This is a genomic window from Lacticaseibacillus nasuensis JCM 17158, assembly GCF_001434705.1.
In the GTDB taxonomy this organism is placed as follows: Bacteria; Bacillota; Bacilli; order Lactobacillales; family Lactobacillaceae; genus Lacticaseibacillus; species Lacticaseibacillus nasuensis.
Genome location: NZ_AZDJ01000013.1, coordinates 115,668 through 140,760 on the forward strand (window position 1 = coordinate 115,668; position 25,093 = coordinate 140,760).

Annotated in this window: 18 protein-coding genes and 1 other RNA gene; 14 read left to right on the top strand and 5 right to left on the bottom strand. The window is 61.1% G+C overall.

Annotated elements, in window-relative coordinates:
* The first annotated feature begins 64 nt into the window (after window positions 1-64).
* Genes FD02_RS03640 through FD02_RS03680 form a run of 9 tightly spaced genes read left to right on the top strand, consistent with a single transcriptional unit; the run spans window position 65 to window position 14,744 of the window.
* Entirely contained in the window at window positions 65-3,598 is a 3,534-nt protein-coding gene (locus FD02_RS03640; protein WP_056950549.1) for a PD-(D/E)XK nuclease family protein, read from the top strand.
* Window positions 3,561-7,205 carry a helicase-exonuclease AddAB subunit AddA gene (addA, locus tag FD02_RS03645; protein WP_056950551.1) on the top strand — a complete coding sequence of 1,215 codons (3,645 nt, stop codon included), beginning with the start codon at window positions 3,561-3,563 and terminating at the stop codon, window positions 7,203-7,205. Before FD02_RS03640 ends, addA begins: the two co-directional genes overlap by 38 nt.
* A 37-nt stretch (window positions 7,206-7,242) precedes the next feature.
* Window positions 7,243-10,029 (top strand): helicase C-terminal domain-containing protein, encoded by a 2,787-nt coding sequence (locus tag FD02_RS03650; RefSeq protein WP_056950554.1) that lies wholly within the window; start codon window positions 7,243-7,245, stop codon window positions 10,027-10,029.
* Window positions 10,007-10,498, top strand: a complete 492-nt coding sequence (locus FD02_RS03655) for a cell wall elongation regulator TseB-like domain-containing protein (protein ID WP_056950557.1) — start codon at window positions 10,007-10,009, stop codon at window positions 10,496-10,498. Before FD02_RS03650 ends, FD02_RS03655 begins: the two co-directional genes overlap by 23 nt.
* A gap of 12 nt (window positions 10,499-10,510) precedes the next feature.
* The gene (locus FD02_RS03660; protein ID WP_056950560.1) at window positions 10,511-11,692 is read left to right on the top strand and encodes a pyridoxal phosphate-dependent aminotransferase; all 1,182 of its coding nucleotides are present in this window, start codon (window positions 10,511-10,513) and stop codon (window positions 11,690-11,692) included.
* Between the two features lie 13 nt (window positions 11,693-11,705).
* Complete coding sequence (asnS, locus tag FD02_RS03665; RefSeq protein ID WP_056950563.1) at window positions 11,706-13,004, top strand: asparagine--tRNA ligase; 1,299 nt, start codon at window positions 11,706-11,708, stop codon at window positions 13,002-13,004.
* Window positions 13,005-13,017: 13 nt separating this feature from the next.
* Complete coding sequence (locus FD02_RS03670) at window positions 13,018-13,632, top strand: DnaD domain protein (protein ID WP_054723451.1); 615 nt, start codon at window positions 13,018-13,020, stop codon at window positions 13,630-13,632.
* A 10-nt stretch (window positions 13,633-13,642) separates the two neighbouring features.
* Entirely contained in the window at window positions 13,643-14,287 is a 645-nt protein-coding gene (locus FD02_RS03675; protein ID WP_056950567.1) for an endonuclease III domain-containing protein, read from the top strand.
* A gap of 1 nt (window position 14,288) precedes the next feature.
* Window positions 14,289-14,744, top strand: coding sequence for a deoxycytidylate deaminase (locus tag FD02_RS03680; protein ID WP_056950569.1), 456 nt, complete (start codon window positions 14,289-14,291; stop codon window positions 14,742-14,744).
* 43 nt (window positions 14,745-14,787) lie between these two features.
* On the opposite strand, the gene FD02_RS03685 is transcribed toward FD02_RS03680, so the two are convergent.
* From FD02_RS03685 to recU, 5 genes are all read right to left on the bottom strand, one after another.
* Entirely contained in the window at window positions 14,788-16,710 is a 1,923-nt protein-coding gene (locus tag FD02_RS03685; RefSeq protein WP_056950571.1) for a PTS fructose transporter subunit IIABC, read from the bottom strand.
* Between the two features lie 10 nt (window positions 16,711-16,720).
* Window positions 16,721-17,635, bottom strand: a complete 915-nt coding sequence (gene pfkB / locus FD02_RS03690) for a 1-phosphofructokinase (RefSeq protein WP_056950575.1) — start codon at window positions 17,633-17,635, stop codon at window positions 16,721-16,723.
* On the bottom strand, window positions 17,632-18,375 hold the full coding sequence (locus FD02_RS03695) for a DeoR/GlpR family DNA-binding transcription regulator (protein ID WP_056950580.1): 744 nt from the start codon (window positions 18,373-18,375) through the stop codon (window positions 17,632-17,634). Before FD02_RS03695 ends, pfkB begins: the two co-directional genes overlap by 4 nt.
* A 133-nt stretch (window positions 18,376-18,508) precedes the next feature.
* Window positions 18,509-20,746 (bottom strand): PBP1A family penicillin-binding protein, encoded by a 2,238-nt coding sequence (locus FD02_RS03700; RefSeq protein ID WP_054723377.1) that lies wholly within the window; start codon window positions 20,744-20,746, stop codon window positions 18,509-18,511.
* Window positions 20,736-21,353 carry a Holliday junction resolvase RecU gene (recU, locus tag FD02_RS03705; protein WP_056950583.1) on the bottom strand — a complete coding sequence of 206 codons (618 nt, stop codon included), beginning with the start codon at window positions 21,351-21,353 and terminating at the stop codon, window positions 20,736-20,738. The genes FD02_RS03700 and recU overlap by 11 nt, the downstream gene beginning before the upstream one ends.
* A gap of 79 nt (window positions 21,354-21,432) precedes the next feature.
* Here recU and FD02_RS03710 point away from each other — a divergent pair, with 79 nt between their 5' ends.
* The 5 genes from FD02_RS03710 to FD02_RS03730 all read left to right on the top strand — a co-directional run bounded on the left by FD02_RS03710 (window position 21,433) and on the right by FD02_RS03730 (window position 25,059).
* A complete protein-coding gene (locus FD02_RS03710; RefSeq protein ID WP_225352582.1) occupies window positions 21,433-21,993 on the top strand; it encodes an SLOG family protein in 561 nt (186 codons plus the stop codon).
* A gap of 80 nt (window positions 21,994-22,073) precedes the next feature.
* Entirely contained in the window at window positions 22,074-22,478 is a 405-nt protein-coding gene (gene gpsB / locus FD02_RS03715) for a cell division regulator GpsB (protein WP_054723376.1), read from the top strand.
* An 11-nt stretch (window positions 22,479-22,489) separates the two neighbouring features.
* Window positions 22,490-22,848: RNase P RNA component class B (gene rnpB / locus FD02_RS11050), an RNA gene on the top strand.
* A gap of 118 nt (window positions 22,849-22,966) precedes the next feature.
* A complete protein-coding gene (locus FD02_RS03725) occupies window positions 22,967-24,115 on the top strand; it encodes a THUMP domain-containing class I SAM-dependent RNA methyltransferase (RefSeq protein WP_056950589.1) in 1,149 nt (382 codons plus the stop codon).
* On the top strand, window positions 24,112-25,059 hold the full coding sequence (locus FD02_RS03730) for an NAD(P)-dependent oxidoreductase (RefSeq protein ID WP_082603293.1): 948 nt from the start codon (window positions 24,112-24,114) through the stop codon (window positions 25,057-25,059). Before FD02_RS03725 ends, FD02_RS03730 begins: the two co-directional genes overlap by 4 nt.
* The last annotated feature ends 34 nt before the right edge of the window (window positions 25,060-25,093 follow it).

Below are 25,093 nucleotides of genomic sequence, written 5' to 3' on the forward strand. Positions count from 1 at the left end.
AGGGCGCCGCCGCGTCATGATAGGTATGCTAAACTAGAACAAACGTTAAAAAACGGAGGCCGCCATGTCACTTCAATTTGTTCTCGGACCCGCCAGCGCGGATCACCAAGCCGCGCTGGCCACCGCGGTGCACGCCACTTTGCAAGCCGATCCCCAGGCGCAAGTCTTCTACCTGGTGCCCAATCACGTGAAGTTCGAAGCCGAAGTGGCGCTGTTGCAGGCGTTGCGGGCGCTTGATGCGGCGGCGGATGCAGGCGAGTATGCGCAAAGCGCGGTGCAGGTGCTGTCCTTCACTCGCTTGGCGTGGTTTTTCCTGAAAAACGACCCGGTGTATCAGCAACCGCGGCTTGATGCGGCGGCCAACACGATGCTGGTGGCCAAGCTCTTGCAGGCGCACCAAAGCGAGTTGCGCGCCTATGCTGGTGAGGTGTCGCATCCCGGCTTCATTTCGGCGCTGGCGCGGCAGCTATTGGAACTGCAACTCGGCCGCATCAGCGCCACTGACTTGTCGCAGCTGGTGGCAACGATGCCTGCCAGCGACCACCAGCAGGCTAAGTTTGCCGACTTGGCGATTTTGCTGGGGGCCTATGAGCAAGCGGTGGGGCCGTATGTGACGACGGCGAGTCTATTGGTGGCGTTAAGCGCGAAGTTGGCCACCAGTGACCTCACGCACACCTACATCTACTTGAACCACTTCAACGAGCTGGCCGCCGGCGAATTACAGTTGGTGCAAACCATGCTGAGCCACGCGGCCAAGGTCACTGTGGCGTTGACGCTCGACCAACCAGCCACCACCGTGCCGGAGCCGCCGGCGCTGTTTCTACCGGCGGCCAAACTCTACCACCGCCTGGTGCAAACCGCGCAAGAAGCTGGCGTGGCGGTGTTGCCGGATCAATTTGCTGAAGCGCGCGAATTGACGTCCGGGGTCCAGGCGGTGGAGGACTTCTTCATCGCCGACACGCAAGGCACGCCGCGACCGGCTGTGCCGAACCCGACTGGGCTGACCTTGGCTAAGGCTGCGGATCCCTACACGGAGTTGCGCACCGTGGCGCAGCGGATTCAAGCCGCGGTGCACGCGGGGGCGCAGTACAAGGACTTCTTGGTGCTGGCGCGGCGCCTGACGCCGTACCAAGACATCATTGCCCCGGTGTTTGCCGAGTATAATATTCCGATTTTTACCGACTTAGAGCGGCCGATGCAGCAACACCCGCTGGTGAATCTCATCGACAGCTTGTTTGCTGTGTTCCAGCACCACTATCAATATCAAGACGTGATGCGGTTGCTGCGTACGGAGTTGTTGGTGCCGGCGGAGATGCCGATTGCGGAGTTTCGCGCGGCCGTCGACGTCACCGACAATCATTTGTTGCGCACCGGGCTCACCGGCTCCCGCTGGCTGGATGGGCAGGCCTGGGTGTATTTCCAGCGCCGCGGGGTGGATCCCGATGACCTGGACGCCAGCGTGACGCCGGCTGACGGCGCCACCGCCCAGATTAATCAAGTGCGGGAATTTGTTGCGGCGACCTTACCGCCGTTGCAGGCTGATTGGCAAGCGGCCACCACCGGTCAGGAGGCGGCTGCCGCCTTGTACCACTGGCTACAAACCAGCGGGGTGGCGACGCAGCTTACAGCTTGGCAAGAACGCGCGACGAAGGCTGGCGACCTTACCGGTGCGGCTGGTGTGGCCCAGGCCTGGCAGGTGTTAATGGACCTGTTGGATGATTATGTAACGACGCTTGGTAGCGACCCGTTTGATTTGGCCCAGTTTCAACAACTGCTGGCAGCCGGGTTTGCCGGGGCCACGTACACGCAGATTCCCAGCACCTTGGATCAAGTCGTCGTGTCCGAAACCGGGCTGGTGCGTCTGCCGAAGTTTAAGCATCTGTTCCTGATTGGGGCGACTAGTGCGGCCATGCCGGCGGTGCCGGACGATACCGGCGTGCTCACCGCCGCCGACCGCGACCGCTTGGCGGCCAGCCTGACTGCGGGGCAGTACCTGCCGCAGCAAGGTGCCGCCGTGGCGCTAGGCGATCCCTTCTTAAACTACGTCGGCTTGCTGAGTGCCGACAAAACCGTCACCATGAGCTACCCGGTGTACGGTGAAAGTAAAAACGCGGCGTCACCTTACCTCACCGGCTTGGCCACCCGCACCGAGTGCGCGTTAGAAAGCTGGCAAGGCGTGACGCCGACCACGCCGGTGGCTGACATGGCGGGGACAGCCCGCAGTTTGTTGGCTGACTTTGTCCGGGTCGCCAGTGCGGCCAAGGCGGCGCACACTGCGGTGCCGCTAGATTGGCAGCACGCCTTAGCAACGATTCGCCAAGCCCCGGCATGGCATGCCTTGGCCATTCGCTTGGCCGCCAGTCTCGATTACACCAACGCGGTGGGGCGGCTGGCGCCGGAGTTAGCCACGGCGTTATATGGTCAGCACCTGGCGGTATCGGTGTCGCGGTTGGAGACTTATAATCGCAATCCGTTCGAGTACTTCTTAAAATACGGGTTGCGCTTGCAAGTCCGGCCGGAATTTGAATTGACCCCGGCGGATAGCGGCTCGCTATACCACGCCGTGATGGACCAATACCTGCGCGATTTGGCGAAGCAGGGGCGGGACCTGACCGCGGTGACGCCGGCAGAAATCGCCGATGCCGTCGCGGCCTTGGTGACGGCGCAAAGTGCGCAACCGGGCTACGAGATTCTCACTAGCTCAAACTCGATGCAGTTTACGATGGCGCAAATGACGGCCATGCTGACGCAGGTCTTCACGATACTGCGCGAGCAACAAAGCCGTAGCACCTTTCGGCCGCGGCGCACTGAGTTGTTGTTTGGCCAAATTGGGCAGCAGCACGGCCTGGCCCCCTTGGTGTTGCCGGTGGGGCCGCACCAATCGGTTACCTTGCGCGGTAAAATCGATCGCCTCGACACGGCCACCGTCGCCAATCAAACCTATTATCTGGTGGTGGACTACAAGAGTAGTGCGCGCCAATTCAAACCCGAAGAGGCGTATGCCGGCGTGGCGTTACAAATGTTGACGTACCTCGATGCGGTAGGCAATGCCGAACCGGCAGGCCAACCGGCAGGGGCGTTGTATTTTCACCTGTACCGGCCGACGGTGCCGTACCAACCTGCCGCTGCTGCGGCGGCCGCGGCGTTTAAGGCGTATAAAATGGTCGGGCTGTTGGTGCTGCCTGCGGAGGAAGCCGAAGCGCAAGCGCTGGCCTTGGCCTTTGATGCGGCGCTGGCCCATGGCGGCACGTCGCCGATGGTGCCGATTGGCCTCAAGCAAAACGGGGACTTTGCGGCCACCACCAAGGCAATCACGCCGAAGCAATTGGCTTGGTGGCTGAACCATAACCGCCATAGCATCGTGCGCGCGGCTCGCGGAATTCTGGCCGGGACCATCGATTTGGCGCCGATTCAATTCAAACAAGAAGCCACGACGATCACGAATAGCGACTACCAGACCATCATGACCTTCGACCCGGCCACCGGGTTCGACCGTTACCGCCGGGTGGCGCCCATGAGCCCAGAGGCGTTGATGCAACACTTGAAGGAGGAAGCCACGGATGACCCAATTTACCCAGAACCAACAAGCGGCGATTAGCCACGCCGGTCACGATGTGTTGGTGTCGGCCAGCGCCGGCAGTGGGAAAACCACGGTATTAGTCGAGCGCATCGTCCAGCAGGTGTTGGCCGGGGCGGACTTGTCGCGCATGTTGATTGTGACCTTCACGAACGCTGCCACAGCCTCGATGCGCGAGCGAATTCAACGCGCACTAAAAGAGCGGCTCACTAAATTACGCGACACGCTGCCGGGGGACACCCGCCGGCACCTGGCCCAACAAATTGCCGCTAGCGTCGGCGCCCCAATCATGACGCTGGACGCATTTTCCCTGCAAGTGGTGCGGCAATATTATGATGTCATCGGCATGGACCCGGGTTTTCGGCTACTGACAGACAACACGGAAGCCGCGATGCTGGCCGATCGCGTGTGGGGCGACCTGCGCGAGGTACTGTACACCGGCGACCACCGCGAAGCGTTCTTGCGGCTGACGGCAAATTTTGCCAAGCAACCCACCGACGACGGGCTGACGACGGTGGTCATGGCGCTGAATCGCTTCGCCATGACCATGCCTGACCCGGCCGCGTGGTTGGCAGGCCTGCCGGCGGCTTATGACCCGGCGCAATTCGACACCTACTTCGCCCAGCAGATTTGGCCGGCGGTGCAGGCGAATCTGCTCGGCGCGGCGCAGCAGTTGCAGGCGCTGAGCGTTGCGGCTGCAGGCGCCGACCCGGCCACGGCCAAGGTGGCGGAGAATCTGGCGCAAACCCAAGCGGTGGTGCAAGGGGCCGCCGAGTTAACCGAGCCGACCTACGCCGCCGCGCAGGCCGCCGTGGCGACAATTACCTGGCCGCGCTGGCCCGGGGTGAAAAAAGGCAGCGACGACGCCGTCAAGGAAACCGTGGCGGCATGGAAAACTCAACGAGACGCCATCAAGGAGCAGGTGAGCCAAGACGTGGACGCGCAGTTTGTCCTCACCCCTGGCGACTTGACCCGCGCGCTGACCGCCGTGGCCCCAATGATGCAAGACCTCGTGGCGGTGACCACCGAGTTCATGACGGCGTTAGCGGCGGAAAAAGCGGCGCGGCAGGTGCAAGGCTTCGCCGACATCGCCCAAAACGCCTTACGCATTTTAACGGCCATCGATCCGCAAACCGGCGTGCCGGTGGGGGATAACTTCAAGGCGGCGTATGACACGGTGATGGTCGACGAATACCAAGACATCAACCAGTTGCAAGAGGCCTTGCTGGACGCCGTTAGCGCCCCGGCGCCGGGCAACCGGTTCATGGTGGGCGACGTCAAGCAAAGCATCTACGGTTTTCGCCTAGCGGATCCGCAGCTGTTCTTGGCCAAATACGCACGCTTTGCCGAGCCGAGCGAGCCTGGCGAGCGCTTAGTGCTGGCGGAAAACTTCCGCTCCACTGAGCCGATTCTCGCCTTTACTAACTTGGTGTTTGCCCAGTTGATGGATCCGGCAGTCGGCCAGCTCGCCTATGATGCGTCCGCCGAGTTGAAATATGGTGCGACCAAGCTCCCGACAGCCACCGCCGCGGCCACCGAAGTCTTGATTGACGTCCAACCCGAGCTTGATGAGTCGGCCGCAGACGACAGCGAAGATGGCCTCGACAAGGCCCAACGCGAGACGCAACTGGTGATTCGGCGGATTCAGGCGTTGGTGGCCGATCCCAAGGCGGTCATCGTCGACAAGGATACTGGCAAGTACCGCCGCATTCACTACCGAGACATCACGCTGTTGACTCGCGCGCGCACGCAAAACATCACGATTCAAAGCGAGTTCAGCCAAGCCGGCGTGCCCATCGTGGTCGCCGACGCGCAGAATTACTTTAAAACGACGGAACTGATGATGATGCTGAGCCTCTTGCGGCTGATCGACAACCCGCGTCAAGACATTGCTTTGGCCGCGGTGTTGCGCTCCCCAATCGTGGGCTTGTCCGCCGATCAGCTGGCCTTGGTGCGCCTGGCTGCCCCGGAGGCGGATTACTACACCGCCGTGACGACCTTTGCCGCCGGGGGGTCGGAAACGGCCTTGGCCAAGCGGACGCGGCAGCAGGTGCAAACCTTTTTGACGCAACTGGCTGACTTTCGCGAGTACGCCCGCGGCCACGAGCTGGTCGACTTGATTTGGCAGATTTATGCCGTCACCGGCTTGCTGGATTTTGTCGGCGGCATGCCCGGTGGCACTCAGCGCCAGGCCAATTTGCGCGCGTTGGCCAGTCGCGCCGCGAGCTACGAGGCAGGCGGCTTTCGCGGCTTATTCGCCTTCATCCACTTCATCGAACTCATGCAAAAACAGGATCAAGACCTCGCCTTGCCGGTGACGCTAGACCCCGACACCGACGCGGTGAGTCTGATGACCATTCACGGCAGCAAGGGCCTCGAGTTTCCGGTGGTATTTCTGTTGCAAGCCGACAAGCACTTCAACCTGCAGGACCTCACTGCGCCCTTGATTTTGTCGCGCACCGGCGCTGGCATCACCTGGTTGGAGCCCGAGACCCGCATGCAATATCAATTGCCGCAGTACTTGCAGGCCCAGGCCATCAAGCGCGATGCGTTACTGGCTGAGGAGATGCGCCTGTTGTACGTGGCCTTGACGCGCGCGCAGCAGCGCTTGATCATCGTGGGGGCCACCGCCGACGAAGAAAAATTAACCGCCGGCTGGCAAGCGGCCGCGGCAGGGCAGGAGCTGGTGTTGCCGGCCCGGGCCCGGCGTCACGCTGGCAGCTACCTAGACTGGATCGGTTTGGCGTTGGCGCGGCTGCCCGAGTTTGCGGCTGGACCGGCACTGCCGGGCTTGCAACGCTTCGGGGCCAAGGTGACGTTACAGTTTGATCACGGCGCCACCACGAGTGCGGCGCCGGTTTCGGCGGCGCCAGCCGCGGCGCCCACTGCGCAGCCGGACTTTCCGTTGCAGGGTTGGCTGGACTGGCAGTACGAAGAAGACGTGGCGACGCGGACCACCGGGTTTCAGGCGGTGACGGAAATCAAGCGGGCCTTCGACGACCCGGCAGTGACCGAGTTGCAAAACGCCGAGAAGACGGTGGCCACCAAGCCAGCCGAACTCGCGGTGCCGCAATTTCTCACGGCAGACACCGTCGCCCCGACCAGCGTCGGCACGGCCACCCACTTGGTGTTGCAGCGCCTGCCGCTAACGGCACCGGTGACCACCGCCAGCGTGCAAGCGACGATTGACGACCTCGTGGCCAGCCAGGTGCTCACCGCGCCGGTCGCGGCCAAAATCGTCGTGCCCCACATCGTGCGATTTTTTGCTAGTGACTTGGGGCAGTTGCTGCTTGCCCATCCCGAAGCGGTGCAGCGCGAATTACCGTTTTCGCTGTTAAAGCCGGCCAGCCAAGTCTTCGAACACATCGGCGATGGCTACGACTTGTTGATTCACGGGATTGTCGACGGGTTGGTGACGTTGCCCGAGCGGGTGGTGTTGTTCGACTACAAAACCGACCGCGTCACCGACGACGGCACGAGTCTCATTGACAAGTACCAAGGCCAGCTGAATCTCTACAGCCGGGCGCTGGCGCATGTGTTGGGCCGGCCCGTCACCGAAAAGTATCTGGTGGCCTTGGCGACTGGCGCCATCCTGCCGGTGCCGGTGGCAAAGCAGCAGGATGAATAGTAAGATGGACAAAGACTAATGAGAGCAAGGTGGCACGATGGATGCCGACACCATCTACGCGGTGATCGACCTGGAAACAACCGGGACAGCAGTACAAAAAGGCGACCGAATCATTCAATTCGGCTGTGCGCTGGTTCAGCATGGGCACATTATCCACACGACGGCGCAGCTAATCAATCCGGACCGGCCGATTCCAGGGACAATTCAGCAGCTGACCGGCATCACCCCGGCGATGTTGACCAGTGCCCCGTACTTCGGGGATGTGGCCGCCACGTTTGAAGCGTTGCTGCAAGACACGGTGATCGTGGCGCACAACGTCAACTTTGATTACCCCTTTTTAAGTGCCGAATTCGAACGGGTGGGGCTTTCCCCGTTGCAGCAACCGGCCATCGACACCGTGGAGCTGGCGCAAATTTTGCTGCCGACCTTGGCGTCTTACCGGCTGCAAGATTTAACCAGTTATTTGCACATCCAACACGACCAGCCGCACCGCGCGGATTCCGACGCGGCCAGCACCGGCCAGTTGTTGGTGGCCTTGGCCAAGCGGTTTCAGGCGTTGCCGAGTCACACCCAGCAGCAGTTGGCCGGCTTCGGCCCGCAACTGTTGCGGCAAACCGGCGACTGGCTGGCTAGCCTAGTGACCCCGCGCAAAGCGCTGCCCGATTCATTGGTGCAAGTGGGGGAGTTCGTGGTGCGGCGGCCACAGCCAGTGGCAGAAGGCGCGGCGTTAGCAAATTATCCCGCCACTCCCGCGGCCAAGCGTGCCTTGTTGCGCCCGGCGTACCGGGTGCGCGGCGGGCAAAGCAAGATGATGGACGCGATTTACACCAACGCAACGACGACGCAGGCGCCGCTGTTTGTCGAGGCCGGCACCGGCTTAGGCAAAACGCTGGGGTATCTGCTGCCTTACGCGTATGTGGCCACCGCTGAGCGGCCGTTAGTCGTGAGCACGGCGACGACGGTGCTACAAGAGCAGCTGGCAGACACGGCCGTGCCACAGCTGCGCGCGTTACTCGGCGCGCCGCTACCGGCGGTGGTGGTAAAAAGTCCGCGACATTATCTCGACTTGCGCGGGTTTGCGGCCACGCTACACGCACAGTCTGCTAACCGGCTGACTCGGGTGCTTGAGATGCGGCTGTTGGTGTGGTTGACCCAAACCACCACCGGGGACCTCGCCGAGCTCCACATGACGAACTATCGCGCACCGCTGTTCAACCGGATCCGCCACACCGGACAGGTGGCGGCACCAGGCGACCCGTACCAGGCCATGGATTTTTACGCGCGGTTGCAGGCGCAAGTGGCGCGCAGTTCAATGATCATCACGAATCACGCCTACCTGGCGCGGCACGCGGACTTGCTTGGCCATCACCGGCCGTTCCTCGTGGTGGACGAGGCGCAGCACTTTGCCGATCAGGTTGCCGCCGCGCATGCCCGCAAGCTCGACTTGGGTCGCCTGCGTGTGCGGTTGTTGAAGCTCGCGGAGTTGATCGGCCACGGGGATGCGCGCGACTTGCTGGCCGCCTATGCGGACAGCGCGGTGTGGCGCTACAAGTTGCAAAGTTTGGCCGCGTTGGTCGACGACACGCTCACCGGGGTGACCCGGATGCAAGAAACCGTCTATCACCACCAGTTTCCGCAGCCGGCAGCCGGCAGCGCGTTTGTCGACGCCGCATTGACGGCCGAGCAGGTGACCTGGTTGACGACGACGCTGGCCGGCCCCTTGGCCAAACTGGGCCGGGCCTTGGCTACCATCGCTAGTACGGTAACGGCGTTGCTGGCGGATTACACAGCCAACACAACGCATTTTCTGCCAAGCGATGCCGCGTTGTTCCAAGCCGTCGTTGGCATCGCCGCAGGCTTGGCCACGCAGCGCGAGGGGTTGGCCGACTTGCGACTTGGCGACCCGGCCAGTGTGGTCACCGTGACGTTGCCGCACCCACTGGCGGTGACCGACCTGGCCATCACGGCGTCGGTGTACGAATCCGGCCCGCTGGTGCAGGACTTGGTGGCGGGTTTTACCGCGCCGACGTTTGTCGGCGCGACCTTGACGGTGAACCGCGACTTTGACTTTTTGGCCCGCCAGCTCGGTTACCCGGCCACGGGCGTGACGCCCTTACGCCTGCGCAGCCCGTTTCACTACAAGCAACAGGCCTTGGTGTTGGCCTGCACCGATGCGCCCAGCGCCAAGGACTTAACGCCAGCGGCCTACGCCGATTACCTTGCTTCGGCAATTTTGGCGCTGGCCGATAACGACCGGGCGACGATCGTGTTGTTCACGTCGCTGGCGCAAATTCGCCTGGTGTACCACCGGCTGGCGCACACGCGGTTGGCCGATCGCAAGGAGCTGTTGGCGCAAGGCGTCACCGGGTCGGCCGCCAAAATCGCCAAGCGGTTTGCCTTGAACCATTCGGCGTTGCTGTTGGGGGCGGCGAGCTTTTTTGAAGGCGTCGACTACCCGGCCAAGGCCTTAGAGCAGGTGATCTTGACGCGGCTGCCGTTCGACGCGCCGGAGCAGCCCACAACCCAGGCGCGGTATGCGGCGCTGCAAGCCGCCGGCGCCGATCCGTTTGCGGCCGACGCTGTGCCTCGTGCGACGCTACGCCTGGCGCAAAGTTTCGGGCGCTTGATTCGCACCGAAAGCGACCGCGGCGCGTTTATCGTGTTGGATCCGCGGTGGTTGACCACCCCGTATGGCCGGAAAATGCAAAAAGCACTACCCAACCTCAAGCCATTGGCGGTACCATTAGGAGAAATGGCCGGGTATTTGCACGATTGGTTTGACCCGAGAAAGGAAGATGTCGATGCGGCAAGCACGCCGAAGTAAATGGCCCCAACGCCTCGCCTTAGCTGGTGGGGTGGCCCTCATTTTGGTGGTGGTGGGCATCTATCTCACCGCCTTGGCGCCGCTGCACCAGGTGCGCAAGGAGGCGATTCACATCGCCGAAACCAAGGCCGGCGTCACGCAGGTCGACCAGTTTTACTGGGACCGCCAGCGCCAAAGTTACCTGTGTGTGGCCGGCACTACCAAGGACCAGACGCGCGTCTACGTCTTGATTCGCCAAAAGACGGGGAAGGTGACGCTGTTGCGGCAAGCTGCCGGAATCTCCGCCAGCACCGCCAGAAAGCAAGCCGTCGCCGCCTTTGCCCCGAAGAAGGTCTTAAGCGTCGGCTTGTCGCGCCGCGGCAAGAATGTGGTGTGGGACGTCGGCTACGAAAGCAAATCTGGTAAACTAGGTTATGTTACCTATGACTTCAAAACCGGCGACCAGCTTAAAGCCATCGCCAACCTCTAAGGAAGTGGGACTATGCATTTAGCCAAACGCATCGTCAATGTCGCCCCCAGCGCGACATTAGCAATCAGCAACTTAACCAAACAAATGAAAGCCGCCGGCGAAGACGTCATCGACTTGTCGATCGGCCAACCCGATTTTCCGACGCCCAAGCCGATTGCCGAAGCGGCCAAGGCCGCCATCGACTCCGGGGCGGCCAGTTATTATCTGCCGACCACCGGCTTGCCGGCGTTGCGCGAAGCGATCAGCACGCGCATTGCGGCGCAGAACCACGTGCACTACGATCCGAGTCAAATCGTCGTCACCACCGGCGCCAAGTTCGCCTTGTACAGCCTGTTTCAGGTGCTGCTGGACCCTGGCGATGATGTGTTGATTCCCGTCCCATACTGGGTGTCCTACGTCGAGATGGTGCGCCTGGCCAGCGCCACGCCGCGCCTGGTCAATAGCAGCGCGCAGAATTTCAAGGTCAGCGTCGACGACCTGGAAGCCGCGCGCACGCCGCACACCCGCGCCATCGTGTTGAATTCGCCGCAAAACCCGACCGGCGCGATGTATACCCGCACCGAGCTGACGCAAATCGGCAACTGGGCGTTGAAGCACGACATCCTGGTGGTGGCCGACGAGATCTATCGGGACTTGGTGTACAACGGCGCCAACTTCACCAGCATGGTTGCCATCGACCCGGCGATTTCGGCCAACACCGTGCTCATCGGCGGGGTCTCGAAGTCCTACGCGATGACCGGCTGGCGCATCGGTTACGCCGCCGGGCCAGCCAAACTGATGAAGGCGATGGGAACCTTGCTGGGGCACAGCACCGGTAACGCCACGGCGGCGGCGCAATATGCCGCCATCGAAGCCTTCGGCGGTTCGCAGGCGCCGGTCGAAACCATGCGGCAAGCCTTCGAGCAGCGACTCAACTTGATTTATCCGTTGATTCAACAAATTCCAGGCTTTGAACTGCTTGGCAAACCCAGCGGCGCGTTTTACCTGTTTGCCAACGTTAAGCGGGCCGCGCAGCTGACCAATTTTGGTAGCGTCGATGACTTACTCGCCGCCATTTTGAAAGACGCTGGCGTGGCGCTGGTGCCGGGGCGGGCGTTTGGCCTGCCGGATTACGCGCGGTTGAGTTACGCCGCCAGCGTGACCGATTTAACCGAGGCCGCCAAGCGGCTGTCGGCATATATTCACAACAACTAGATGGGAGACTAACATGACACAGTTAACACGCATTCGCGACGCTAAGGACCACGTCAACGAAACGGTCACAATCGGGGCCTGGTTGACCGACAAGCGCAGCAGCGGGAAGATCGCCTTTCTGCAGCTGCGCGACGGCTCCGCCTTTTTCCAAGGCGTCGTCGTTAAAAACGCCGTGAGTGAGGACACGTTCGCCTTGGCCAAGAGCTTGCGGCAAGAAACCAGCATGCTGATCACCGGCGAGATTCACGAAGATAGTCGCAGCCACTTCGGTTATGAAATTGAAGTGAAAGACATTAAGGTGCTCGGCGAATCCGAGGATTACCCGATCACCCCAAAGGAACACGGCATCGAGTTCCTGCTTGACCACCGGCACCTGTGGCTGCGCAGCAAGCGCCAGTTTGCCATCCAGCAGATTCGCAACCGCATGATCCAAGCGACGTATCAATTCTTCGATCAAGAAGGCTTCATCAAGATGGACGCGCCGATTCTCACCGGCACGGCTCCGGAAGGCACCACCGAGTTGTTTGAAACCGACTACTTCGACACGCCGGCCTACCTCAGTCAATCCGGTCAACTGTATGCCGAAGCCGGCGCCATGGCGTATGGCAAGGTGTACACATTTGGGCCCGTGTTCCGCGCCGAAAAAAGTAAGACGCGGCGTCACCTCACCGAATTTTGGATGATCGAACCGGAAATGGCGTTCATGCACCAAGCCGAAAGCCTCGAGGTCCAGGAGCGCTACATCGCGTTTCTCGTGCAAGCCGTCATCGACCATTGTGAATACGAGCTCCACCTGTTGGACCGCGATGTCGACCAGCTGCGCAAGTACACCAAGCTGCCGTATCCGCGCATCAGCTACGACCAGGCCATCGACATGCTGCAAAAGGCCAACTTCGAGGTGAAGTGGGGCGACGATTTTGGCTCGCCTGAGGAAACCTACCTGTCCGATCAATTCGAGCAGCCGGTGTTCGTCTTGAACTACCCGAAGAGCATCAAGCCATTTTACATGCTGCCGGATCCCGACCGCGACGACGTGTATGTCTGCGCCGACCTGCTGGCGCCGGAAGGGTATGGCGAAATCATCGGCGGCTCCGAGCGTGAAGTCGACTACGATAAGCTGCAAGCCGAAATGGAAAAGAAGGGCCTGGATCAGTCGGCCTACCAGTGGTACCTTGACTTGCGGCAATACGGCAGCGTCCCGCACGCCGGGTTTGGCCTCGGACTCGAGCGCGCCATCACCTGGATCTGCCACCTCGATCACCTGCGCGAAACCATTCCGTTCCCGCGGATGCTCAACCGGCTACGGCCATAAGTGAGGGCTTGCGATGACTGACGATACGGCAATTGCGGCACTGCTGGCGGCCGGGCAAACCGGCTTCAGTAACGCCTTGTTCACGCATTACGCCGAGTCGGGCCTGACGCCCAGCGAGTTTGTCGTGTACAGTTTCTTGACCTACTGGACGCAAACGCACACCGCAGCGCCAGTGCTCGACGACTTAGCCAAGCAAATCGGCATGCCCAAGCGCGACGTCTATGCCATCATCAGTAGCCTGATCCAAAAATCGGCGATTCGCCTGGTGACCCAACCCGACGCGCAAGGCAAGTCCAGCGACCGCTACGACGTGTCGCCGCTGATTGCCCGGGTGCTGACGCTGGCGCCAGCGACGACCAAGCCGGCACCGGACGCCAGCGACGTGTTCAGCGCCATTGAAATCGAGTTCGGCCGGCCGCTGTCGCCCATCGAGCAACAAACCATCGGCGGCTGGCTCAATGAGGATCACTATGATCCGGACTTAATTCGCCTGGCGCTGCGCGAGGCGGTGTTGAACCAAGCTTATTCGCTGCGCTACATGGACCGAATTTTGTTGAACTGGGAACGGCGGCACCTCACCACCGTTGCCCAGGTGCAAGCCGACGAACAGCGGCGCAATCAGATCTAGGAGGCCCAGCATGAACGATACCCAAGCCGTGGCCATGTTGAACGCCGTGTTGCGCCTGTATCCCAATGCGCAGCCGACCTTAACGGCCACGACCCCGTTTGAAATTCTGGTCGCCGTGATGCTGTCGGCGCAAACCACCGACGTCGCGGTGAATGCCGTGACGCCGAAGTTGTTTGCCGCGTATCCCGATGCGGCGCACCTCGCGCAGGCGACCGTGGCGCAAATCGAACCGTACATCGACCGCCTCGGCTTGTATCACGTCAAGGCTCAGCACCTGCAGGCGATGAGCCAACAGCTGGACAGCGAGTTTGGCGGGGCGGTGCCGGGTACCCGCGCCGAGCTCATGGCCCTGCCTGGCGTCGGGCAAAAAACGGCCACGGTGGTGCTCACGGATGCCTTCGGGGTGCCGGGGATTGCCGTGGACACCCACGTCACCCGCATCATTCGCGGGTTTGGCATTGTCGGGCCCACCGCCACGCCGACGCAGATTCAAGCCAAACTCGAGGCGTTGATGCCCGAGGACACTTGGATCAATCTCCACCGGGCGTTGATTCGCCTGGGGCGCGAGTGGCTGACGGCGCGCCACCCGCAGTTGCCGCCTGGTGCAGACTGGGCGGCGTTTGGTGAAGCTTACGCACCACTCAAGGAGGGGTAACATGTCAGATCAAGTCGTGCCATCCACCCGGCACGCCCACCGCGAATCGTGGGATCAATACTTCATGAAGCTCGCCACCAATGTTGCCGAGCGCTCGACGTGTGAGCGGGCGACGGTGGGGGCGTTGTTGGTGGTGGACCACCGCATCATCGCCACCGGCTATAACGGCAGCATCACCGGCGACGCGCATTGCGACGTGGCCGGCCACCTGATGCGTGACGGCCATTGCATCCGCACGTTGCACGCCGAGATGAACGCCATTTTGCAATGCGCTTTAAACGGCGTGTCGACGCGCGGGGCAACGGTGTATGTCACCTTCTACCCGTGCCTGAATTGCACCAAGGCGCTGATTCAAGCCGGGGTCAAGGCGGTGTATTACGCCAACGACTACCACAACGATCCTTACGCCGAGGAGTTGTTGGCTAGCCACCACGTGCCGGTCACTAAACTGGGGTAACCAAAAAGCTCGCAACCGTCATGAGACGGTTGCGAGCTTTTGCTTACGCTTGGGGTTTGGCTTTTGGCCGCCAGATGCCGAGCACCAGGCCGGCCACCACGGCGCCGACCACCAGTGACACGAGGAAGCCGAGCTTCTGGTTGGTCAAGGCCAAGGCGACGATGCCACCGTGCGGGGCGGGCACGTTGACCTTGAACAGCTGGGTCAAGCCGCCGGCAATGGCGCTACCGAGCACGGAGCTGCCGATGACGTGCACCGGATCCGTGGCGGCAAAGGGAATCGCGCCTTCCGTGATGAAGGTCAACCCGAGCACGTAGTTGGACAGGCCGGATTGGCGTTCATTGGTAGTGAATTTCTGCGGGAAAAAGGTCGAGGCGATGGCGATGGCCAACGGCGGGATCATGCCACCGACCATGACGGCGGCCATCCAGCGGCCGTCGGTGTAATTCGACGCGGAGTACACGCCGATGGCAAAGGTGTACGCGGCCTTGTTGAAGGGGCCGCCCATGTCGATGCTCATCATGGCGGCGAGAATCACGCCGACTAACACGGCGTTGCCGGTGCCCATGCCTTCCAGCCAATTGATCAACGCGCCGTTAATGGCGGCGAAAATCGGGTTGACGATGAAGAACATGATCAGGCCAATGAGGGCCAAGCCGATGACCGGATACAGCAGAATCGTTTTCAGGCCATCGAGGCTGTGCGGGAAGCCGGCAAAGAGGCGTTTGAGGCCGACGACCAACCAGCCGGCGACGAACCCGGCGACCAAGCCGCCTAGAAAGCCCGCCGCGTTATCTGTTTTGACGATGCTGGCGGTGGCTAAAGTGGCCATCCAGCCGCCGACAAACCCGGGCATTAACGCCGGTCGGTCGCCGATGGACATGGCGATGTACGCGGCCAACACCGGCACCAAGAAGCTAAAGGCGTAGTTGCCGAGGCTGTTGGTGAAGGTGAACCACAGGGAGGTCTTGCCGGCAAACTGCTCGAAGATAAAGGACAGGGCCATGATGATCCCACCGCCGACGACAAACGGCAACATGTTGGACACGCCGTTCATCAAGTCTTGGTAGATGCGGTTCCATAACGTCTTGGTGTCGCCAGCCGCCTCGTCGGCACTGGTGCTGCCGTCGCCGGCAAATACCGGCGCGCTTTGCGCTAAGGTGGCGTCGATGAGCTCTTGGGGTTTTTTGATGCCGTCGATCACCGGCCGGTTCAGCAGGTGCTTGCCGGCAAAGCGGTTCATCTCGACTTTCTTGTCGGCGGCGACGATGACCCCGACGGCCCGGTCGATGTCCTGCGCCGTGAGCTTGTGCTTGACGCCTTCGGAGCCGTTGGTTTCGACCTTGATGGCCACGCCCATTTTATCGGCGGTTTCCTTCAGCGCGGCTTCGGCCATATAGGTGTGGGCGATACCGGTGGGGCAGGCGGTGACGGCGACGATGAAGGGCTGGTCGGCAGTCGGCTGCGGGGTGGTCGCCGCGGCGGTTTCTGCGGCTTCCTTGGCGTCTTTGGCCTCTTGGGCGGCGCTGAAGAGGTGTTGAACCTCCGTGGCGGTGGTGGCCGCCTTGAGTTGGGCCACCAGCTTCGGGTCGATCAACAGCGACGACAAGGCGGACAAGGCCGCCAGGTGGGTGTTATCGGCGCCGGCGGGGGCGGCAATCATGAAAAATAGATGCACCGGCTGGCCGTCTAGGGCGTCGTAGTCGACGCCTTGGCTGGATTTGGCAAACAACACGGCGGCTTGGCTCACCGCGGCGTCTTTGGCGTGGGGCATGGCGATGCCGTCGCCGATGCCGGTGGTGGATTCTGCTTCGCGCTTCAAGATGTCCTGCTCGTACAAGGCGGCGTCGGTGATGATGCCGCTTTTGGCGTATTGGGTGACCATTTCCTTGATGGCGCCGGCCTTGTCGGTGGCGTGCAGGTCCATGATCATGATGTCTTCGCGCAGTAAGTCACGGATGTCCATAATCTTCCTCCTAAAGTTCAGTAATCGTAATGGTGGCGGCGACGGCGTCGATGGTGGCGCGGTCGGCCAGGTCGGTGCAAAACGCGGTGGCGCTGCCGCAGGCGATGGCCTGCTTGAAGCTGGCCAACGCGTCATGCGTCTGGGCAAACGTGCCGGTGAACCCGGCGAGCATGCTGTCGCCGGCGCCCACGGAATTCTTCACGTGGCCCGGGGTGACGGTGCCATGCCAGGCCTGAGTGGCGGTGATCATCAAGGCGCCGGCACCGGCCATGGAGACCAGCACGTGCTGCGCGCCAAGCGTCAAGAGTTTGCGCCCGGCGGCCACGGTGGCGGCCAGGTCGGGATATTCGGCATCGCCGAACAACGCGGCCAGCTCGTGGTGGTTTGGTTTGACGACCAACGGGTGCGCTGGCAAGGTTGCCAGCAGTGCTTCGCCAGTCGTGTCGATGACGAATTCGGCGTCGTGGGCTTGAATCAAGGGAATCAAGTCGCGGTAGAAGCCTTCAGGCAGGCTGGCGGGAATGCTGCCGGCCATCACCACGACGTCACCGGGTTGCAGCTGGTCGAAGTTGGCCTTGAAGGCGGCGACTTCGGCAGCAGTGATCGCAGGGCCCGGGGCGTTGAGCTCGGTTTCGCTTTCGGCTTTGAGCTTCACGTTGATGCGCGAGTCGGCGGCAATCGGCGTGAAGGCCGTGGTGAGGCCGGTGTGCGTCAGCGCCGTTTCGATAAACTGGCCGCTGCTGCCGCCGACGAAGCCCCAGGCCGTGGACGGCACGTGCAGCTCGGTGAGGATGCGGGACACGTTGATGCCTTTGCCGCCGGGGAGCTTCACGGCGCGCGTCAGGCGGTTGACGGCGCCTAATTCGAGGTGGGGCAGGCCGATGACGTAATCGATCGACGGGTTTAAGGTGACGGAATAAATCAAGGTTGAGCCTCCTTCAGGTTCGGTAACGGGCGATATTGTGCCGGCAAGGCGGCAATCGATTCGGTGATGAGTTGGGCTTGAGGTAGCTCCGCAAACTGGGCGAAGCTGCGCTGACCGAATTTGCTGGCGTCGGCGAGAATCAAGGCGTGATCGGCGCGGGCGATGGCCAGCCGCTTGGTGGCGGCTTCCTCCGGGTCCGGCGTGGTGGCGCCATTTTCGTCGATGCCGTTGGTGCCAAGAATCGCTAAGTCGAAGCGGTAGCGCTGCAAGGTGGTGACGGCTTCGGCGCCGACGATGGCCAGCGTGGTGGGTTTGATGCGCCCGCCGAGCATGATGGCGGTGAGCCCGGTGTCGGCGAGCAGCTTGGCGTTGTCGACGCCGCTAGTCACCACCGTCACGTCGCGGCCGGCGAGCAAGGGAATCACCTGGGCCGTCGACGTGCCGGCATCGAGGAAGACCTGCATGCCGGCTTTGACGTAGGTGCTGGCGACTTGGGCGATGGCGGCCTTTGCCGCCGCGTGGGCGAAGGCCTTTTCGGACACGCCGGGTTCATCGGCGAGGCCGCGGCGTTGCGCGCCGCCGTGCACGCGGCGCAGACGGCCGGCTTCTTCAAGCTCGGCCAAGTCGCGGCGCACGGTGGACTCCGAGGCGTCGAGCAAGGTGACCAGATCGCGTAGCTTCACGACTCCGCACCGGTCAAGTTCAGTCAAAATCCGTTGTTGGCGTTCTTCTGTAAGCATTCTCATCGCCTCCATGCGGTTAGTATACGCGGCCAATTTGCCAAAAGCAATCACAACCGGTCAAAATAATCCAAAAACATTCAGCCAAGGCAAAAAAAACGCCGATCATCACGATCGGCGTTTTGTTGGTTGCCTATTCGCGGCCGCCTTGCTGTGGTGAAGACGAGCTGGCTGCCGGCGTGCCGGGTTCAGAACTCTCTGCAGAAGAGCTTGAAGACTGCACCGGTTGACTGCTCGACGAGACACTGCTGCTAGTTGAGGAGCTGGCACGCGAGCTTGATTTGCTCGAAGTCGTGCTGGAGCTGCGGCTACTTGAACTCGACTTGGCCTCGCGGGTGATAGTCGGCGCGTAGCCGCGCACGTACAGCTCGCGGGTGCCGTTGATGGTGGTGGCCACCACGGAGCTTGGCTTGGTCCAATCGGTGTTGGTCAACCCGTCTTGTTGAATGACGTAGCTCATCAGCTGCTTGTAAATCTGCTGGGAAATGGTTTGTTCCGAGTAATTCAAGCCGGCGGTGGTGGCCTTGTCGTAGCCGGTCCAAATGCTGATCACGCGGTGGGTGGTGTAACCGGTAAACCAGGCGTCCTTGGCGATGCCGACGCCGTTGAGCGCCGGGTTGGCGGCGAGTTCGGCGTCGGAATAGTTGGTCGTCCCGGTTTTGCCGGCTTCGTAAATCCCGCTGATGGCGGCGCTGGTGCCGGTGCCAGCGGTGAAGACGCCTTTGAGCATGTCGGTGATCATGTAGGCCGTGCTGCTCTTCATCGCCCGGGAGCCGGTTGAATCAAACTTGGTGGTTTGGCCATCGTCGGTGACGACCTTGCGCACGTAATACGGCTTGTAATAGGTGCCGCCATTAGCAAACGCGCCATACGCGGCGGCTTCTTTTTCCGTGGAAACCGAGGCGCCGATGCCGCTGGCGTAAACTTGCTCGTCTTGCGGCAAGTTGATACCGAGGCCCTTGAGGAATTCGAGGCTCTTTGGAATCGTGACTTTTTCCAGCGTCTTGATCGCCGGAATGTTCCGCGACTGCACCAAGGCCTTGCGCATGGTGATGTTGCCCATGTAAGTCTTGTCCCAGTTGTACAGGGAGGTGTTGGTGCCGGGGTACTTGTACGGCGCATCGGATAGGCGCTCGGAGGTCGGGTAGTTCAGGTACTCGATGGCCGGACCGTAATCCATCAACGGCTTCATCGTTGACCCGTTGCTGCGGGTGTTGCGCGTGGCGCGGTTGAACCCGAGCCGGACGTTGCCGAGCTTGCGGCCGCCGCTTTGCGCCAGGACCGCGCCGGTGTTGGGGTCGGTCATAGTGACGGCTTCTTGCATCTTGTTGTTGGTGAAGGTGACGTACTTGTTGGAGTTGACGATGTCATACAGGCGCGTTTGCGCGGACATGTCGAGGTTGGTGTAAATCTTCATGCTGGTCGTGTAGGGATTGACCTGCAGCTTCTTTTTGACCTCGGCGATGACCTGCACCAGGTAGGGATCGATGATCTTGTCCGTGGCGTTGGTCGCCTGTTGGGCCTTTTGCTGCTTGACCAAGCCCAGCGTGATGGCCGTCGACTTGGCCGTGGCCGCGTCGGCGCTCGTGATTTTCTTGTCGCGCAGCATGGCGTTGATCACCTCGTTGCGCCGGGTAGTGGCCGCTTCGGGGTTGGTGTACGGGTCGTAGGTTACCGGCGACTGCGGCATGCCGGCTAACAGTGCCAACTGCGGCAAGGTGAGCTTGCTCAACGGCTTGTCGTAGTAATACTCGGCAGCGGTTTCCATGCCGTATTGGCCGTTATCCATGTAGACCTTATTAATGTAGTATTCAAGAATCTGGGCCTTGCTGTATTGCTTGTTGATCTTATAGGCCAGCCAGGCTTCTTGGGCCTTGCGCCGCAGCGTTTGGTCGGACGCCTTGGTGGAAAATACCGCCAGCTTGATCAATTGCTGCGTCAGGGTCGACCCGCCTTGCATGCCGTTAGAGCGGCCCAAGACGTTGTTCACCGCGGCGCCGGCGATGCGAATCGGGTCGACACCGAATTTTTCGGAATAAAAGCGGCGGTCTTCGATGGAGACGACGGCGTCTTTTAAGGTTTGCGGAATCTTGGCCGACTGCACATAGGTCTGCGCGGTGCCGAGCTTGGTGATTTCCTTGTTGTCCTTGTCATACACCACCGGGCCGCCAGAGGCCTTTAAGTCCGTGGCGGAAACGGTTGGCGCGTCCTTGGCGTAATAGGCGAACAGGCCCACGCCGGCGGCCACGCCGACGACGAAGAGAATCGCCACCACGCGCAGGATGCGCACCCAGAGGTGACGTTTGGGTTTTTTGTGCGCCGACTTGGCGTGTCGGCTCATGCGAGTCGCTTCTCGCGTGTCATTTGCCATGAGTAGTGCCTACCTTTGTTTGAATTAGCCAGTCGACGCCATCTAAATAGGGAACGACAGGCTGGAGTTGCGGCTGCAGTTCAAACCCCGCAGCCTCGATTTGGCGCAAGGGAATAGACTTGCGCCCGGTGGTGCTGGCGGACCACGCCGTCAGCACCACCGAAGCCGGCAAGACGAACAGCCGGTGCAGCGTGGCAAAGCGAATCACCACAAAGCAAATGCCTTGTTGGGCCAGGCATTCCTTAAAGTGGCGAATCTGGTGGTCATGGAAGTTGCTCAAGGGAAAACTCGCCTTGTTCTTGGTTTCCTTGGCCTCAAAATCGAGGTAATACCCTTGATACACCCCGTTGTAGTCGGTGGTCGACGGCGTTTTGAAGTAGGCCTCGCGAATGACGGCCTGCGAGCGCTTGGGATAGTCGACTTTGACCAGTTGAATGGGAATGGGTTTTTTATAAACGACGGCGCGGCCGGTTACGCGATAATAATCGTTGCTGGCGTTGAGCTCTTGTTCAAGCGTCATGCCGCGCCCGCCGTATTCGACCCGGCTGGGCGCCGTTGATTGCGCCGGGGCCTGGTATGCCTTACCATTAGGGTAGTGGATCACCATGTCATCACGCTCCTTGGGCTATTATACCAAGATGTGGCGCGTTGGCCTAATCGCGCCAGGCAGAAACGAGGGGAATCAGGTGGGCAAGCGAATCTGGGTGAGCGGCTATCGGGCGTGGGAGCTGAATGTTTACGGCGACCAGGACCCGAAACTCGCAGTGATTAAATATGTGTTAAAAGCACAATTGCGCCAAGAATTAGACGCGGATATGGACTGGCTCATCACCGGCGGGGAGCTTGGCGTCGAGCAGTGGGCCGCCAGCGTCGGGTTAAGCCTCAAAGCCGACTACCCCGAGTTGCAAATCGCCATGATGACGCCTTACGCCGATTTTGGCCACCAGTGGCAGGAAAATAACCAGGCGACCTTGGCCACTTTGCAGCAACAAGTTGACTTTGCCCGCAGCACCTCGACGCGGCCGTATGAAAGCGGCCGCCAGCTCGGCGCGTATAACCGCTTCATGGCGCAACACACCGATGGCGCCGTGTTCGTGTACGACCCGGAGTTTGTGGGCAAGCCGCAATACGCCTGGGCGGCGGCCAACGCCGAGGCCAATCGCCGCGAGTACCCGGTGCGCAACGTGTCGATGCTGGACCTGGAAGACGCGGCGCGGGATTATGCGGAGCAGCAGCGCGACGAGTAAGTTCCGCGGATTTTTTTGAAAACGCGTTTGGTTCATGGTATGCTAAACTCATCTTGCAGTCAGGTAACGAGGTGTTTGGAATGGATAGTCAAAATCAAGACGCAACATTCAAGGTTCAATACACGCCCAAGGAGATCTTGGACAAGACCTTCAAGACGAAGGTCCGCGGGTACGATCAAGACGAGGTCGATGAATTCCTCGACGGCATCATCCGCGACTATGAAAGCTACACCAGCGAGTTGGAGCGGTTGCGCGGCGACAATGCGCGCTTATTGACCCGCGTCGACGAGCTGACGAAGCAACTCAGCGTGTCGAAGAGTGTGGCCGCGGCCACGCCGCAGCAGCCGAACACGAATGCCACTAACTATGACATCTTGAAGCGGCTGAGCAACCTTGAGCGCCACGTCTTCGGCAGCAAGTTGTCCGATGGTGGCAACCCGACGCCAAGTGAGCCGACGCAAACCACGCATTTCGACCAGTACTAACACCAACCGTAAATCTCGAGTAATCGCGCCCGGCCTATGTCGGGTGAGGAAAGTCCATGCCCGCACAAGCTGCGATGCTTGTAGTGTTCGCGCTAGGCCCAATAAGCCTAGGTACCGCTTTGGCGGTAACGGCGGTGGCACCGGCTAACGCTTCGGCCATGCTGGTGCGCCTGAAAGTGCCACAGAAACGAGGCCGCCTGGAAACAGGCGGCATGGAACGGGTAAACCCCGCGAGCGAGTAACCCAAACTTTGGTAGGGGCGCAAGGGCTAGGGAATTGAACCGATGCCCCCAACAGTGCAAACTGAGATAGATGATTACTGAAGGTCCGGCTGCCTGAGTCGGACTGGAACAAAACATGGCTTATAGAGATTTACGGCCAGGCACGGCTCGGGGCAACCCGGGCTGTTTTTTATTGAAGAAAACATTTTGCCCGCGACATTTGGCGAGCAATGGCCTATATTGAAAGAAAACACAAAGGAGTACGGCATGCAATATCACCTGATGGCAACGATGGCGGCGGGGCTTGAGGCCTTGACCGCCCGCGAGTTACAAGACTTGGGGTACCAGACCCGCACCGAAAACGGCAAGGTTTATTTCGACGGCGACGATACCGCCATCGCCACGGCCAACGTCTGGCTACGCACCGCCGACCGCATCAAGATCATCGTCGGCCAGTTCAAGGCGACGACTTTCGACGAATTATTCGAAGCCGTGCGCGCCTTGCCTTGGGACGATTACCTGCCACTGGACGCGGCATTTCCCGTCGCCGGGCGTTCGGTGCGCTCGACGCTGCATTCCGAACCCGACGTGCAGGCCATCACGAAAAAGGCGATTGTCGACAAGCTCGCCGGTGTCTACCACCGCCGCGGCCGCCTGCCGGAAACCGGCGCCACTTACCCACTGGAGGTGTCGATTCTAAAAGACGTCGCCACCTTAACCATCGACACCACCGGGCCCAGCCTGTTTAAGCGCGGCTACCGCATTGCTAAGGGCGAAGCACCGCTGAAGGAAAACTTCGCGGCGGCCTTGGTGATGCTGACCAACTGGCGGCCTGACCTACCGTTCTACGATCCCACCACCGGGAGCGGCACCATCGCCATCGAAGCGGCGCTGATCGGCCACCACCTGGCGCCGGGGTTGAACCGCGCCTTTGCCTTTGAGCAATTCGGCTTCATGCAGCCAGTGCTGCCGGCCGTGAAGGACGCGGCACTAGACGCGGCGGACTTTGATGCCGAACTCGATATTCTGGGTGCCGACATCAACCAGGAAATGATCGATATCGCCAACGTCAACGCCAAGCAAGCCGGCTTGCTGCATAGCGTGCGCTTCAAGCAACTGGCCGTTAAAGACTGGCGGCCAAGCAGCGACTATGGCGTCATCGTCGCCAACCCGCCATACGGCAAGCGGCTAGGCGAGCTCGACGCCGCCCGCAAACTCTACCGGGAAATGGGCCAGGTGTACCGGCCGCTGACGGGTTGGAGCAAGTATATCTTGACCGCCGACCTCGGCTTTGAAAAAGCGTATGGCGCGCCAGCCACCAAGCGGCGCAAGTTGTACAACGGGACGCTGCGGACGGATTACTTCCAGTATTGGGCAACCCAGCATCCCCACCATCAGCATGGAGGCAACCAATGAACATTCTCACGTTATTCTCGCTAAACGGTGAAGACTCCGCCACCGTCAACGCCGATGGCCGCTTCACGATGATTCCCGCCGCGGCCTTTGACGTCAACCGGCAAGCCGCCAGCATCGACGTGATCCTCGGCTGGGGCAGCGCCGCCAGCCAGATTCTCAACCGCACCAACCGCGTGCGCTTCATTCAGGCGATGTCCGCCGGCGTCGACTATTTGCCGCTGCGGCAGCTGGCCCAGGAGCACATTTTGCTGGCCAACACGTCGGGAATTCACGCCGAGCCAATCGCCGAGCACGTCTTGGGCAGCGTCTTGACTTTTGCCCGCGGGTTGCGACCCACTGCGCCGCTCACCGAAGCGCAATGGCTGGATAATGCGCGGCGCGAGGCGATTTGGACCGCCGCCGGCAAAACGGTGCTGATTTATGGCACCGGCCACATCGGCCAGGCCATCGCCAAGCTGCTGCGCGGCATTGGCATGCACACCATCGGCATCAGCCGCACCGGCGCCGCCAAGCCTGAGTTCGACCGCGTCGGCACCGACGCGGACAGCACGAATTTTGCGCGGGTCGCCGACGTCATCGTCAACGTCATGCCGCTGACCGGCGAAACGCGGCACTTTTTCGATGCGCGCTTCTTCACGGCGCTGCCGCAAAAGCCACTGTTCATTAACGTCGGCCGCGGGGCGTCCGTCGACCAAAAGGCGTTGGTGGCGGCACTGCAAGCCGGCCGCCTGCGCGGGGCGGCGTTAGACGTCTTTGAAGTCGAGCCGCTACCGACTAACGACCCGCTGTGGCGCCTGCCGAATGTGCTCATCACGCCCCACCTGTCGGGCACGGTGCCCAACCTGCGCCACCGAGTCTTCGAGATCTTCTGGCCAAACTTGTTGAGCATTGCCAAGGGCGGCCCCCTGGTGAAAAACCAGGTCGATTTATCCTTGGGCTACTGACTTTTGGGCCTGCGCCGGGTATACTGAGCATGTA

Bases quoted from the DNA above. Each gene is read 5' to 3' on its own strand.
- FD02_RS03685 (WP_056950571.1), bottom strand. From the start codon at position 16,710: ATGGACATCCGTGACTTACTGCGCGAAGACATCATGATCATGGACCTG.
- asnS (WP_056950563.1), top strand. From the start codon at position 11,706: ATGACACAGTTAACACGCATTCGCGACGCTAAGGACCACGTCAACGAA.
- recU (WP_056950583.1), bottom strand. From the start codon at position 21,353: ATGGTGATCCACTACCCTAATGGTAAGGCATACCAGGCCCCGGCGCAA.
- FD02_RS03640 (WP_056950549.1), top strand. From the start codon at position 65: ATGTCACTTCAATTTGTTCTCGGACCCGCCAGCGCGGATCACCAAGCC.
- FD02_RS03700 (WP_054723377.1), bottom strand. From the start codon at position 20,746: ATGGCAAATGACACGCGAGAAGCGACTCGCATGAGCCGACACGCCAAG.
- FD02_RS03660 (WP_056950560.1), top strand. From the start codon at position 10,511: ATGCATTTAGCCAAACGCATCGTCAATGTCGCCCCCAGCGCGACATTA.
- FD02_RS03650 (WP_056950554.1), top strand. From the start codon at position 7,243: ATGGATGCCGACACCATCTACGCGGTGATCGACCTGGAAACAACCGGG.
- FD02_RS03670 (WP_054723451.1), top strand. From the start codon at position 13,018: ATGACTGACGATACGGCAATTGCGGCACTGCTGGCGGCCGGGCAAACC.
- addA (WP_056950551.1), top strand. From the start codon at position 3,561: ATGACCCAATTTACCCAGAACCAACAAGCGGCGATTAGCCACGCCGGT.
- FD02_RS03675 (WP_056950567.1), top strand. From the start codon at position 13,643: ATGAACGATACCCAAGCCGTGGCCATGTTGAACGCCGTGTTGCGCCTG.
- FD02_RS03680 (WP_056950569.1), top strand. From the start codon at position 14,289: ATGTCAGATCAAGTCGTGCCATCCACCCGGCACGCCCACCGCGAATCG.
- FD02_RS03725 (WP_056950589.1), top strand. From the start codon at position 22,967: ATGCAATATCACCTGATGGCAACGATGGCGGCGGGGCTTGAGGCCTTG.
- FD02_RS03655 (WP_056950557.1), top strand. From the start codon at position 10,007: ATGCGGCAAGCACGCCGAAGTAAATGGCCCCAACGCCTCGCCTTAGCT.
- FD02_RS03695 (WP_056950580.1), bottom strand. From the start codon at position 18,375: ATGCTTACAGAAGAACGCCAACAACGGATTTTGACTGAACTTGACCGG.
- gpsB (WP_054723376.1), top strand. From the start codon at position 22,074: ATGGATAGTCAAAATCAAGACGCAACATTCAAGGTTCAATACACGCCC.
- FD02_RS03730 (WP_082603293.1), top strand. From the start codon at position 24,112: ATGAACATTCTCACGTTATTCTCGCTAAACGGTGAAGACTCCGCCACC.